The organism is Aquipuribacter hungaricus (assembly GCF_037860755.1).
Taxonomy (GTDB): Bacteria; Actinomycetota; Actinomycetes; order Actinomycetales; family JBBAYJ01; genus Aquipuribacter; species Aquipuribacter hungaricus.
This window is the reverse complement of sequence record NZ_JBBEOI010000097.1, coordinates 1-12,989: the sequence shown is the minus strand read 5'-3', so window position 1 is coordinate 12,989 and position 12,989 is coordinate 1. Positions and strand designations below refer to the sequence as shown.

The 12,989-nt window shown below is 74.2% G+C and carries 14 protein-coding genes; 11 read left to right on the top strand and 3 right to left on the bottom strand.

What is annotated here, in order from left to right:
• The 8 genes from WCS02_RS11395 to WCS02_RS11360 form a co-directional block, all read left to right on the top strand.
• A partial coding sequence (locus WCS02_RS11395) for a transglycosylase domain-containing protein (protein WP_340293156.1) occupies positions 1 to 2,257 on the top strand: 2,257 nt, incomplete at its 5' end.
• A 7-nt stretch (positions 2,258 to 2,264) separates the two neighbouring features.
• Entirely contained in the window at positions 2,265 to 3,680 is a 1,416-nt protein-coding gene (locus WCS02_RS11390; RefSeq protein WP_340293154.1) for a hypothetical protein, read from the top strand.
• 121 nt (positions 3,681 to 3,801) lie between these two features.
• Positions 3,802 to 4,092 carry a 30S ribosomal protein S6 gene (gene rpsF, locus WCS02_RS11385; RefSeq protein WP_340293152.1) on the top strand — a complete coding sequence of 97 codons (291 nt, stop codon included), beginning with the start codon at positions 3,802 to 3,804 and terminating at the stop codon, positions 4,090 to 4,092.
• Between the two features lie 10 nt (positions 4,093 to 4,102).
• Positions 4,103 to 4,699 carry a single-stranded DNA-binding protein gene (locus tag WCS02_RS11380; protein WP_340293150.1) on the top strand — a complete coding sequence of 199 codons (597 nt, stop codon included), beginning with the start codon at positions 4,103 to 4,105 and terminating at the stop codon, positions 4,697 to 4,699.
• Positions 4,700 to 4,808: 109 nt separating this feature from the next.
• Complete coding sequence (gene rpsR, locus WCS02_RS11375) at positions 4,809 to 5,054, top strand: 30S ribosomal protein S18 (protein ID WP_340293148.1); 246 nt, start codon at positions 4,809 to 4,811, stop codon at positions 5,052 to 5,054.
• Positions 5,055 to 5,068: 14 nt separating this feature from the next.
• On the top strand, positions 5,069 to 5,515 hold the full coding sequence (gene rplI / locus WCS02_RS11370) for a 50S ribosomal protein L9 (RefSeq protein ID WP_340293146.1): 447 nt from the start codon (positions 5,069 to 5,071) through the stop codon (positions 5,513 to 5,515).
• A 124-nt stretch (positions 5,516 to 5,639) separates the two neighbouring features.
• Complete coding sequence (locus WCS02_RS11365; RefSeq protein ID WP_340293144.1) at positions 5,640 to 5,942, top strand: helix-turn-helix transcriptional regulator; 303 nt, start codon at positions 5,640 to 5,642, stop codon at positions 5,940 to 5,942.
• A complete protein-coding gene (locus WCS02_RS11360; RefSeq protein WP_340293142.1) occupies positions 5,939 to 6,472 on the top strand; it encodes a hypothetical protein in 534 nt (177 codons plus the stop codon). Before WCS02_RS11365 ends, WCS02_RS11360 begins: the two co-directional genes overlap by 4 nt.
• A gap of 4 nt (positions 6,473 to 6,476) precedes the next feature.
• Here the strand turns inward: WCS02_RS11360 and WCS02_RS11355 are convergent, their stop codons facing one another.
• On the bottom strand, positions 6,477 to 7,823 hold the full coding sequence (locus WCS02_RS11355) for an MATE family efflux transporter (RefSeq protein WP_340293140.1): 1,347 nt from the start codon (positions 7,821 to 7,823) through the stop codon (positions 6,477 to 6,479).
• A 570-nt stretch (positions 7,824 to 8,393) separates the two neighbouring features.
• Between WCS02_RS11355 and dnaB the strand changes: the two genes are divergently transcribed.
• On the top strand, positions 8,394 to 9,701 hold the full coding sequence (gene dnaB / locus WCS02_RS11350; protein WP_340293158.1) for a replicative DNA helicase: 1,308 nt from the start codon (positions 8,394 to 8,396) through the stop codon (positions 9,699 to 9,701).
• A gap of 17 nt (positions 9,702 to 9,718) precedes the next feature.
• Positions 9,719 to 10,186: a YdeI/OmpD-associated family protein gene (locus WCS02_RS11345; protein WP_340293138.1), complete on the top strand. Its 468-nt coding sequence runs from the start codon at positions 9,719 to 9,721 to the stop codon at positions 10,184 to 10,186.
• Between the two features lie 70 nt (positions 10,187 to 10,256).
• Here the strand turns inward: WCS02_RS11345 and WCS02_RS11340 are convergent, their stop codons facing one another.
• On the bottom strand, positions 10,257 to 10,529 hold the full coding sequence (locus WCS02_RS11340; RefSeq protein WP_340293136.1) for a GlsB/YeaQ/YmgE family stress response membrane protein: 273 nt from the start codon (positions 10,527 to 10,529) through the stop codon (positions 10,257 to 10,259).
• Positions 10,530 to 10,632: 103 nt separating this feature from the next.
• On the bottom strand, positions 10,633 to 11,823 hold the full coding sequence (locus WCS02_RS11335; protein WP_340293134.1) for a DUF418 domain-containing protein: 1,191 nt from the start codon (positions 11,821 to 11,823) through the stop codon (positions 10,633 to 10,635).
• A gap of 74 nt (positions 11,824 to 11,897) precedes the next feature.
• On the opposite strand from WCS02_RS11335, the gene WCS02_RS11330 reads away from it, so the two are divergent.
• A complete protein-coding gene (locus WCS02_RS11330) occupies positions 11,898 to 12,911 on the top strand; it encodes a YihY/virulence factor BrkB family protein (RefSeq protein ID WP_340293132.1) in 1,014 nt (337 codons plus the stop codon).
• Positions 12,912 to 12,989 lie beyond the last annotated feature (78 nt).

Sequence of the window (12,989 nt, the reverse complement as noted above, 5' to 3'; positions counted from 1 at the left end):
CGGCGCGGGCGGTGCCGGCGGCCCCGGCGGCGCGGGTCGCGGCGGGGCTGCGGGCCGTCCCCGGAAGGGCTGGCTGCGCCGGACCCTGCAGGTCCTGGGCCTCGGTGCCCTGGCGGCGGTGCTGCTCGTCGTGGCGGGGGTCGCGGTCGCCTACGTGCGCACCCCGATCCCCGACCCCAACGACGCGGTGTTCGCCGAGACGACGACGCTGTACTACGCCGACGGCGTCAGCGTGCTGGGGACCTTCGCCGCGCAGGACCGCACCATCGTCGGCACCGAGGAGATCCCGGACACCGTCCGGCAGGCCGTCGTGGCCGCCGAGGACCGCACCTTCTACGAGAACCCCGGGATCAGCCCGACCGGCATCGCCCGGGCGGCGCTGGGGATCGTCACCGGCGAGCCCGCCGGCGGCGGCTCGACCATCACCCAGCAGTACGTGAAGAACTACTTCCTCACCTCCGACCAGACCTACCAGCGCAAGTTCCGCGAGATCCTCATCTCGCTCAAGGTCGAGCGGCGCCTGGACAAGGACCAGATCCTCACCGACTACCTCAACACCGTGTACTTCGGCCGCGGTGCCTACGGGGTGCAGGCCGCGGCGCAGGCGTACTTCGACGTCGACGCCTCCGCGCTCACCATCGAGCAGGCGGCCCTGCTGGCGGGCGTGCTCCCCGCGCCCAACCGCTACGACCCGGCCGAGGACCCCGAGGCCACCCAGGAGCGCTTCGACTACGTGGCCGACGGCCTCGTGGCCACCGAGGTGCTCGACCAGGCCGCGGCCGACGCCCTCGTGCTGCCCGCCACGGTCGTCGAGGGCGACGAGCAGGTGTACGCCGGGCCCGGTGGCTACCTGCTGCAGGCCGCGCGCGAGGAGCTCGTCGACCTCGGCTACGACGACGAGCGCATCGACACCGGCGGCCTGCGGGTCGTCACGACCTTCGACCCGGCCGTCCAGGCGGCCGTGCTCGAGGGCGTCGCCGCGGAGATGCCCACGCCGGAGGACACCGACGGCGAGCCGCTGAGCCCCGGCCTGCGGGTCGCCGCTGTGACGATCGACCCCGCGACCGGCGGCATCAGGGGCATGTACGGCGGCGACGACCTGCTCCAGCGGCGCAACGCCGTCACCAAGGACACCGCGCAGGCCGGGTCCACGTTCAAGCCGTTCACGCTGGTAGCCGCCCTCGAGGCCGGGATCCCGCTCGACGAGACCTTCGACGGGAACTCGGGCCGGGAGATCGAGGGCTACGACCGGCCGGTCGACAACTTCGGCGACACCGACTACGGCCGGGTCGACCTGGTGGAGGCGACGGCCAACTCCGTGAACACCGCCTACGTCGAGCTCAACAGCGAGGTCGGCCCCGAGGCCACCCGCGAGGTGGCCGTCCGCGCCGGCCTGCCGGACGACACCCTGGGCCTGGAGAGCTTCGTGTCCAACGTCCTGGGCGCGGCGTCCCCGCGTCCGGTCGACATGGCCCAGGTCATGGCCACGTTCGCCGCCCAGGGCGTGCGCCGGGAGTGGCACGTCATCGCCGAGGTGCGCGAGCCCAACGGCGCGGTCGACTTCCAGGCCGACACCGCCGGGCAGCAGGTCATCTCGCCCGACGTGATGTCCAACGCGACCTACGCCATGACCCAGGTCGTGGAGGAGGGCTCCGGCGAGTACGCCCAGCGCCTCGACCGGCCCGTCGCCGGCAAGACCGGGACGAACTCGGGTGCCCAGGCCGCGTGGTTCGTCGGCTACACCCCCCAGCTGGCGGGGGTGGTCGCCATGTACCAGCTCGACGCCGAGGGCAACCCGGAGACCATCACCATCCCCGGCACCCGCACCGTGACCGGCGGCTCGTGGCCGGTGCGGATCTGGACCGGCGTCATGGACCGGGCCCTCGAGGGCCAGGAGGTCCTGGAGTTCCCCGACCCGGTCGACATCGAGCCGGCCGACAGGTCGAGCGAGGAGACCGAGGCACCGGCACCGGCCCCGGAGACGGAGCAGCAGCCGGAGCCCAGCGCGCCGCCCGTGGTCACCGCCACGGTCACCGCCGAGCCGGAGCCCAGCGTCGAGCCGAGCGAGGAGCCCGTCGAGGAGCCGTCGGAGGACCCGGAGCTGCCGGAGGAGCCGAGCGAGGAGCCGGTCGAGCCGAGCGTCGAGCCCGGCGACCAGGGCCGTGCGCCCGTGGCCCCGCCCGGGCAGGGACGCGCGCCGGTCCTGCCGCCCGGGCAGGCCCGCGAGCCCGGTCCGCCCGAGGGCCCGCTGCCATGATGGGGCGGTGAGCGCCGCCCCCACCCGCGAGGACGCGGTCGCCCGCTGGGCCAGCCCGCTGCTGGGCGGCCCGGCCGGGCGCCGCAGGGCCGAGCCCGGGCACCCGTGGTGGTCGCCCGCGCGGGTCCTCGTGCTGCTGGCAGGTCTCACCACCGCGCTCGCGGTCGTGCGTGCGCAGCACTGCCGGGCGGTCGGCTGGACCTCGCCCGGGCAGTTCGTCCACACCTGCTACTCCGACGTCGCCGTGCTCCACGGCACGCTCGGCGGCACCCCCCGGGCGCTGCTCGGCCTGGACCCGGCCACGCCCGACGGCCTCGGCCAGCCGGCGCTCACCACCTACCTGGGCGCGCTGCTGGCCGCGCTGGTCGCACCGGCGGAGGCCCTGGCCCGGCGCGTCGCCCCGGCGGCCGAGGGGGTCTCGGCGGGCACGCGCGTGTACTTCGACCTGTACGCGGTGCTCGCCTGCCTCGCGCTCGTCGCCGCCGTGCTCGCCGTGGTGCGGCTGTCGGGCCGGCGGCCGTGGGACGCGACCCTGCTCGCGCTCAGCCCGGTCGTGGTGCTGTCCGGGCTCGTCTCGTTCGACCTGCTCGGCGTCGCGCTCGGCGTGGTCGGGGTCGCCGCCTGGGCGCGCGGGCACCCGCTGCTGGCCGGGGTCGTGCTCGGCCTCGCCGTCTCGGCCCGCCTCCACGTCGTGCTCGTCCTGCTCGCCCTGGTGCTGCTCGCCGTCCGGGCGGGGGCGGTGCGCCACGTCGCCCTGGTCTGCTCCTCGGCGGCGTTCACCTGGGCCGCTGTCAACCTGCCGCTGGCGGTGCTGTCGCCCCAGGCGTGGACCGCGCCCGCCCGCGGCTGGTGGGGCGCCGAGCCGGGCTACGGCTCCCTCCTGCTGCTGCCGCGCCTCGCCGTGGACGAGCAGGTCGCCGGGGTGCGCGCGCTCACCGCGACCCAGGCGTCGGTCGTCAGCGCGGTCCTCACCGGGGCGGTGCTGCTCGCCGTGGCCGTCTGGGTGCTGGCCTGCCCGCGGGCGCCCAGGCTGCCGCTCGTCGTCCTCGTCCTGCTCGTGGGCACCCTGCTCGTCGCCAAGACGGTGCCGGTGCAGGCGTCGCTGTGGCTGCTGCCGTGGGCGGCGCTGGCGGTGCCGGTGTGGCGGGACCACCTGTGGTGGTGGGCCGCGGAGGCGCTGTACGTGGTCGCCGTCTGGGAGTACCTGGTCGGCCTCAGCACCACCGACCGCGCGCTGCCGCCGGGCTTCTACGCGGTCCTGCTCGTCGCGCGGCTGGCCGCGCTGGCCTGGCTGGGCTGGCGGGCCTGGCGGACCGGGTGGCACCCGACGGAGGACCCGGTCCGGCGCGACGCCGACGGGGAGGACCCGGCGGCCGGGCCGCTCCGTGCACAGGACGACCGCTTCGTCGTGGAGCTGGCCTGAGCCGCGGTATCGTGGCCCGCTGTGCCTGCGCCCCCCGACGGGGTGCTCCGTGCACGTCACGCATGACCCTCCTGCCACGGACCTACCGTGGCCGACAGACCACAGGAGGTGGGTTGTCCATATGCGTCAGTACGAGCTCATGATCATCCTCGACTCGGACCTGGAAGAGCGCACCGTCGCCCCGAGCCTGGACCGGTACCTCACGGTCATCAAGGAGAACGGCGGCAGCGTCGACACCATCGACATCTGGGGCCGCCGCCGCATGGCGTACCCGATCAACAAGAAGAACGAGGGCATCTACGCCGTCGTCACGATGTCGACCGAGCCCGCCCCCGTCCTCGAGCTGGACCGTCAGCTGAACCTCAACGAGTCGGTCGTGCGGACCAAGCTCATCCGCCCCGACTCCCGCTGAGGAGGCCGACGTGGCCGGAGAGACCATCGTCACGCTGGTCGGCAACCTGACCGGTGACCCGGAGCTGCGGTTCACCCCGTCCGGCTCGGCGGTCGCCAACTTCACCATCGCCAGCACCCCCCGCACGTTCGACCGCCAGTCCAACGAGTTCAAGGACGGCGAGACGCTGTTCATGCGCTGCTCCATCTGGCGCGAGGCGGCCGAGAACGTCGCGGAGTCGCTCACCAAGGGCACCAGGGTCGTGGTCACCGGGCGCATGAAGTCGCGCTCGTACCAGACCAAGGAGGGCGAGAGCCGCACCGTCATCGAGCTGGAGGCCGACGAGATCGGCCCGTCGCTGCGGTACGCGACCGCCAAGGTCAACCGCACGCAGCGCGGCGGTGGCGGCGGCGGCGGGTTCGGCGGCGGCGGCCAGGGTCAGGGTGCGCCCCAGCAGGGCGGCCAGGACCGTGGCCAGGGTGGCGGCGGCCAGGGCGGCGGCGGTGGCGGCTGGTCCGCACCCGGCAGCAGCCAGGGCGGCCAGCAGGGCGGCGGCTACGCCGACCCGTGGGCGACCGGCCCGGCCTCCGGCGGCTACTCCGGCTCCGACGACGAGCCGCCCTTCTGAGGTCTCAGACCTCCTGGGCCGGCGGTCCCCCGCCGAGCCCCCCGAGAACTGATCGTGAACCCGTCCGTGCGGCCGACAGGCTGCCGGGCACCAGACGTGAGGAGACACCGTGGCTGCCGCCAAGAAGCCGGTGCTGCGCAAGCCCAAGAAGAAGCTCAACCCCCTCAAGACCGCCGGGGTCGAGTACATCGACTACAAGGACACCGCGCTGCTGCGGAAGTTCATCTCCGACCGGGGCAAGATCCGCGCCCGCCGGGTCACCGGGGTGACCGTCCAGCAGCAGCGCCAGATCGCCCAGGCGATCAAGAACGCGCGCGAGATGGCCCTGCTGCCCTACTCCAGCGCCGGCCGCTGAGGAAGAGGACACCCATGAAGCTCATCCTCACCCAGGAGGTCACGGGGCTCGGCGAGCCCGGTGACGTCATCGACGTCAAGGACGGCTACGGCCGCAACTTCCTGCTCCCCCGACGCCTGGCCACCCCGTGGACCAAGGGCGTTGAGGCGCAGGTGGCCTCGATCCGCACGGCCCGCAAGGCCCGCGAGATCGCCACGCTCGAGGAGGCGCAGCAGGTCCGCGCCCGCCTCCAGCAGAAGCCCGTCACCCTGTCGGCCCGGTCGGGCCAGAGCGGCCGCCTCTTCGGTGCCGTGACCCCCGGCGACATCGCCGAGGCGCTCGTCGCGGCCGGCGCCCCGCAGGTCGACCGCCGCAAGGTCGTCATCCCGCAGCCGATCAAGTCGCTGGGCCGGTACACCGTCACGGTGCGCCTCCACAGCGACGTGACCGCGTCGATCGACGTGGACGTCGTCTCCGACTGACGCACCCGCACCACCTGCACGTCCGCCACGGGCGGCCCCGCACGCCGGGGCCGCCCGTCGGCGTCCGTCGTCCCGGGCGGACGAATGGGTAGAAGACTGCTCTCGCATGTTGTATACCTGCTACATGCCGAGACGACGCCGCGACGAGGACGAGGACACGGTGCACAACCGCCTCGCCGTCCTGAGGGCCGACCGAGGCATGTCCAGGGCGGAGCTGGCCACCGCGCTCGGGGTGCACTACCAGACGGTCGGCTACCTGGAGCGCGGCGAGTACAGCCCGAGCCTCGCGCTCGCGCTGCGCGCCGCGCGCGTGTTCGACCTGCCGGTGGAGGCCGTCTTCGCCCTCGAGCCGTTCGTGTCCCTGTCCGCCCAGGTGTACGGCCCCGGCGCGGTGCCGGGGTCCCGGACGACGGAGGAGCAGAGATGACCAGCACCGGACCGAGCGCAGGAGCTGCCACCCGCGACGGGCGCGCCGAGGAGAGGGCCGAGCGCCGGGCCCTGCGCCTGGACGACCCCCGGTTCGAGGGCCTGCGCACGCGGCGGGCCCGACGCCGGCTCGTGCTCGCCCTCGTCGGGCTGCTCGTCCTGGAGGCGCTGCTGTTCCTGTCCCTCGACGTCGTCGACAGCGGGCTCGGGGCGGTGGCGGTCGCCGTCGGCGTCGGGGTGCTGCTGGTGTCGTTCGTGCTGCTCCTCGGCATGCTCAAGGCGTCCACGCGGGGGGTGGAGGAGCTCCCGACGTCGGTCCTGGACGAGCGCGAGCAGCAGGTCCGCGGCGAGGTGTACGTCCGCTCCTACCGGGTCGGCTTCGTCGCCCTCACCCTGCTGCTCGGCGCGGCGTGGGTGTGGCAGCTCACCGGCTGGCCCGTCGGTCCCGGCGTGCTGACCGCCGCGCTCGTGGTGACGTTCCACGTCGCGCTGGTCCTGCCGACCCTCGTGGCCGCCTGGCTGTCGGACTGACCGTTCAGCCGGCCCCGAGCACCAGCCAGCGCCCGGACCGCTCCCGCAGCCCCAGGGTCAGCCCGCGGGCCGCCATGTAGCCGCCGGCGAAGGCCAGCCAGAGCACGACCAGGCCGACCGTGCCGGTGAGCCCGGCCAGCGGCACGACCGCGAGCAGCGGCAGGTAGGCCAGCACCGCCCAGACCCCCGCGCGGGCGAGGTAGGGCCCGTCGCCCGCCCCGATGAGCACGCCGTCCAGCACGAACACGTAGCCGGACAGCGGCGCCGTCAGCCCGACGACGAGCAGGCCCGCGGTGATGCCGCCGCGGACCGTCGCGTCGTCGCTGAACAGCACCGGCAGCCACGGGGAGCCCGCCGCCAGGAGCACGCCGAGCACGGCGCCGCCACCCACCCCCCAGCGGACCATCCGGCGCGTCGTCGCGCGGGCGCCCTCGGCGTCCCCCGCGCCGAGGCTGCGGCCGGTGAGGGCCTGGGCGGCGATGGCGAGCGCGTCCAGGACGAACGCCCCGAACGTCCACACCGTGAAGACGACCTGGTGGGCGGCCAGCGACTGCGTGCCGGTCCCGGCGGCGGCCCAGACCGTGGCCAGGAGCGCCAGTCGCAGGGTGACGGTGCGCAGCAGCAGCGGGACGCCGGCGCGGGCCGCCGTGCGCACGCCGGGGCCGTGGGGGAGCAGCCGGACGCCTTCCCGGCGCGCGCCGCGGACGACGAGCGCCAGCAGCCAGGCGGCCATCCCGGTCTGCGCCGCGACGGTGCCCCACGCCGACCCCACCACCCCGAGCGCCGGGACGGGGCCCGCGCCGTGGACGAGGACGACGACGAGCGCCGCGTTGGTCGTGAAGCCGGCCAGCGCCACGACGAGCGGCGTGCGGGTGTCCTGCAGGCCCCGCAGCACCCCTGTGGCGGCCAGGACGACGAGCATGGCCGGGATGCCCAGCAGCGACACGGTGAGGTAGCTGCGGGCCGCGTCGGCAGCGCCCCCGCCGACGCCCGAGGCCCCGACGAGGGCGGGCACGGTGGGGAGGCCGGCGGCGACGAGGACGGCCCCCACGAGGGCGGCCAGCCACAGCCCGTCGACCCCGGCCGCCAGCGCGCCCGGGCGGTCGCCCGCGCCCAGCCGGCGCGACACCGACGCCGTGGTCCCGTAGGCGAGGACGACGAACAGCCCGACCAGGGTGGACAGGACCGCCGAGGCGAGGCCGAGACCGGCCAGCGCGTCCGTACCCAGCGCGCCGACGACCGCGGTGTCGGTGAGCAGGAAGAGCGGCTCGACGACGAGCGCCCCCAGGGCCGGGACGGCGAGGCCGAGGATCTCGCGGGCCTGGGCGTCGGGGGCGCGGCGCCGGGACAACCTGCTGGTGGGAGGCCCCCCGGGGCCTCGGACGGGGGTCCCAGGGGCTGTGGACAACCTGTGGACGGGGCGTGGTCGGAGCACCCTCGGGCGTCTGCTACGGGTGCCCTGCGGCGTCGCCTCGTCGGGCACCGTCATCCCCCCCGCCACAGCCCGGACATCTGTCGTCCACTGTGCCACGAGTTTTCCTCCACACCCCTGCGGCGGACGTCGTCGCAGGTCAGAGGGGGTGCGGGGTGTCCGCGGCCTGGTATCCCGGGCGCGTCGTCCCCAGGCCTGTCCACAGCCGTGGACGAGCGGGCCTGCGGTTTTCCGGGAGGTCGTCCCCGCTGTCCCCAGGCCGTCCACAGGGCCTGTGGACAACCGCGGCCGGCGGGCTTGGCGTGTCGGCTGCCCGGGGCCTAGCGTCCGGCTCTGTCCGGGGTCCTCGCTACAACCTCGGTGACCCGTCCGGGGAGGTGTCCGGACGGACCGAGGAGGTGGGGAGAGCACGTGAGCATCGTGGAGAGCGGCCTGGACCTGGGGACGTCGGCCCCCCGGCAGCAGGGCGGACCCAGCGGGTTCGAGCGGATGCCCCCGCAGGACGTCCTGGCGGAGCAGTGCGCCCTCGGCGCCATGATGCTCAGCAAGGACGCCGTCGCCGACGTCAGCGAGAACCTCAAGGGCCAGGACTTCTACCGGCCCGCGCACGAGATGATCTACGAGGCGGTCCTCGACCTGTTCGGCCGCGGCGAGCCGGCCGACCCGGTGACCGTCGCCGACGTCCTGGGCCGGCGCGGGGAGCTCAACCGCGTGGGCGGGGCGCCGTACCTGCACACGCTCGTGGCGACCGTGCCCACGGCGGCCAGCGCCGCGTTCTACGCCCGCATCGTCCGCGACAAGGCCGTCCTCCGCCGTCTCGTCGAGGCCGGGACCAAGATCGCGAGCCTCGGCTACGCCGGCGAGGGCGGGGACGTCGACGAGATCGTCAACACCGCCCAGGCCGAGGTGTACGCCGTCACCGACCGCCAGGCCCGCGACGACTACCGGCCGCTGTCGGAGGTCATGCAGGACACCGTCACCGAGCTCGAGGAGATGGAGGCCCGCCCCGAGGGCCTCAACGGCGTGCCCACCGGCTTCCGCGAGCTCGACGCCCTCACCAACGGGCTGCACCCGGGCCAGATGATCGTCATCGCGGCCCGCCCCGCGGTCGGCAAGTCGACGCTCGGCCTGGACATCGCCCGCTCCGCCGCGATCCACCACCACATGGCGACCGTCATCTTCTCCCTGGAGATGAGCCGCACCGAGATCACGACCCGGCTCATCTCCGCCGAGGCGGGCATCAAGCTCCAGGCGCTGCGCAACGGCCGGCTCCAGGACACGGACTGGCAGAAGATCGCCCGGGTGCTCGGGCAGACCAACGACGCCCCGCTGTTCATCGACGACTCCCCGAACATGACGCTGCCGGAGATCCGCGCCAAGTGCCGGCGGCTCAAGCAGCAGCACGACCTCAAGCTCGTCGTCCTGGACTACCTGCAGCTCATGAGCTCGGGCAAGCGCGTGGAGTCCCGGCAGCAGGAGGTCAGCGAGTTCTCCCGCGCGCTCAAGCTGCTCGCCAAGGAGCTCGAGGTCCCGGTCATCGCCATCAGCCAGCTCAACCGCGGGCCGGAGCAGCGGACGGACAAGAAGCCGCAGATGAGCGACCTGCGCGAGTCCGGCGCCATCGAGCAGGACGCCGACATGATCATGCTGCTGCACCGCGAGGACATCTACGACAAGGACAACCGGCCGGGCGAGGCGGACTTCATCGTCGCCAAGCACCGCAACGGGCCGACCGACACCATCACGACCGTGTTCCAGGGGCACTACTCCCGCTTCGGGGACATGGCGCACGGCTGAGGCGGCGAGGAGGAGCCATGGGCGAGGACGCACCGGCACCGGTCACCTTCACGACCCAGGTGCTCGACGCGGGCGGCACCAAGGCGGGCATCGAGGTCCCCGACGAGGTCCTGGAGGCGCTCGGCGGGGGCAGGCGGGTCCCGGTCGTGGTCACGGTCGGCACGCACACCTGGACGAGCACGACGGCCGTCATGGCCGGGCGGACGCTGCTGGGCATGAGCACCGAGAACCGGCGCCTGGCAGGCGTCGCCACCGGCGGGACGGTCGAGGTCACGCTCCGGCGCGAGACGGGCCCGCGGCAGGTCGCCGTCCCGGACGACCTGGCGACCGCCCTCGAGGCCGAGCCGGGCATGCGCGCGGCCTTCGACACGCTGGCCCCGGGCTACCGCAAGGACCACGTCGTCCAGGTCGAGGGGGCGAGGACGGAGGCCACCCGTCTGCGGCGGGTACAGAAGGTCCTCGACAGCCTGCGCGGCACGCCCTAGACATGCCGGAGCCCCGGCGACCGTGAGGTCACCGGGGCTCCGTGGGCGTCGGTCAGACGCGCAGCGTCTCTCAGACGCGCGAGTGGCGACGACCGGCGACGGCCCGGTAGATGCCGAGGACGATCAGGGCGCCGACGATGGCGGAGATCCAGGTGCTGAGGTCGAAGAACCCGTCGTTGGGGCTCACGCCGAAGATCGCGGAGGCGAGGAAGCCGCCGAGCAGGGCCCCGACGATGCCGAGGATGATCGTGATGATGAGGCCGCCCGGGTCCTTGCCCGGCATGATGGCCTTGGCGATGAGACCGGCGATGAGGCCGAGGACGATCCAACCGATGATGCCCATGTGTTGCTCCTGTCTGAGGGGTCCCCATCCGCAGCGGGACGGCGGGGTGGCCCGAGGGCCGCAGACGAGATACCCGACACGCCGCACATGAAACCTTCAGCCTCTACCGCACGTTGGGGGCCGCTCCGTAGACCACCCGGCGCAGCAGCACCTCGGCCGGCCCCCGGCGTCCGGCGCGGTCCAGCAGCAGCGCGACCACGACGGTGACGAGGTAGACCGCGACGGCGACGCCCGACACCAGGGCCGTCCCCGCGCCGACGCCCAGCCCGAGCGCCCACGGCGCCAGCAGGGGGACGAGCAGCACCGACTGCAGCAGGTAGCAGCTGAGCGAGCGCTCGCCGACGGCCGCGAGCGCCCGCACCACGCCCCGCCGGGGGTCGTCGGCACGCCGGGCGCGGGCGGCCACGAGCCAGCCGACGCCGCCGAGGAAGGCGGCCGCGCCGAGCAGCCCCGTCCCGCCGTGCAGCGCGCCCGCGAGCAGGTCCACGGCGGGCGGCGCCTGCACCACCTGCGTCGACAGCAGCACCAGCGGGACCGCCCCGAGGACGCTCACGGGCAGCCCGACGAGCACCAGCCGGCGCAGCAGCGGCAGGTGCGCCGCAGGGTCCTCGAGCACCTGGCTGCGGGCCAGCAGCACCCCCACCACCGCCGCGGGAGCCAGGGCGGCCACGAACAGCGGCGCGCCCACCACGGTGCTGACGAGGACGAGCACCCGGTCGAGCAGGTCGTCCAGGTAGCCGGGCGGCCCGCCCGGGTCCCCCTCGGCCACCCCGTCGAGCGCGCCGAGCCCCAGGAAGACAGGCAGCGTCAGCCACCCGACCAGGCGGAGCACCCGGTCCCCGGCGCGGACCACGAGCACCAGGGCGAGGCCGAGCAGCCCGTAGACCAGGAGGATGTCGCCGGCGAAGAGCAGCAGCAGGTGCGCGGCGCCGAGCACCGCGAGCCCGAGCGAGCGCCGCACGAGCAGGCCGCGTGCCCTGGGCCAGGGGACACCTGCCGAGGCCTGCCGCCGCAGCACGGTGACGAACCCGTAGGCGAAGAGCATCGTGAACATGGGGAAGGCGCGGTTGTCGACGAGCAGGCCGACCACGGTGTCCACCGCGCGGTCCGCCGGGGTCGCCTCCACCGGTCGCGCGAGCGGTCCGGTGGTCACGCCGCTGACGTAGGACACGCAGTTGGCCAGCGCGATGCCGAGCAGGGCCAGGCCGCGGGCGAGGTCCGGCGCGAGCAGCCGCCCCGCGCGGTCGACGGGCCCGCCCCGGGCGGGGGCGCTGACGCTGGCGTCCGGGTGCACCCGGGAACCGTGCCACACGGGGCGGTCCCGGCCGCGGCGCATGCCCGCGACGGTCGTGGGGTACCTCGCGCAGCGTGAGCAGCCGAGGGACCACCACGTCAGAACAAGCCGGCACCGGTGACGGGGCCCTCCCGGGCGCCCAGGCGACCAAGCCGACCGAGATACCGGCCTCCGGCTGGAAGCAGGTCCTGAAGCGGGCGTGGAAGGAGGCCAAGGCCGACAACGTGCCCATGCTCGCCGGCGGAGTCGCGTTCTTCGCCTTCCTCGCGCTGTTCCCGGCGATGATCGCCCTGATCAGCCTGTGGGGCCTCGTCGTCGGCGGCCCGGACGCCGCCCGTCAGGCCGAGGAGCTCACCGCCGGCCTCCCGCAGGAGGCCAGCTCGATCATCGCCGAGCAGATGAAGGCCGTCGGCAGCCAGGACAGCGGGCTCGGCATCGGCTTCGTCATCTCGATCCTGCTCGCGCTGTGGTCCGCCTCCGGCGGGACCGCCAACCTCATCAAGGCCGTCAACATCGCCTACGACGAGGACGAGACCCGCGGCTTCGTCAAGCTCCGCGGCCTGGCGCTCCTGCTCACCCTCGGCGCCATCGTCTTCGTCATCCTGTCGGTCGGCCTCGTCGCCGTCGTCCCGCCCGTGCTCGACAACCTGGGCCTGGGCATCGCCGGCACCATCGCCGCGCAGGCCGCCCGCTGGGTCCTGCTCGTCGTCCTCGTCGCCGTCGCGCTCGCCGTCGTCTACCGCCTGGCCCCCGACCGCGACGACCCCAAGCTGCGCTGGGTGAGCCAGGGGGCCGCCGTCGCCACCGTGCTGTGGCTGCTCGGCAGCATCGCCTTCAGCCTGTACGTGTCGAACTTCGGCAGCTACAACGAGACGTACGGCGCGATCGCCGGTGTCGCCGTCCTGCTGCTGTGGCTGTACCTGACGACCTACATCATCCTGCTCGGCGCCGAGATCAACGCCGAGACCGAGCGCCAGACGCTCAAGGACACGACCACCGGGCCGGAGCAGCCGATGGGCTCCCGCGGGGCCGAGGCCGCCGACAGCAAGGCCAGCGCCACCGAGACCGCCAAGGGCCGCCGCCGCTGAGGCACGCGCACCCCAGCACCACCCGTCCGCCAGCACCACCCGTCGCACGACCGAACCCAGAGGGAGCACCACATCATG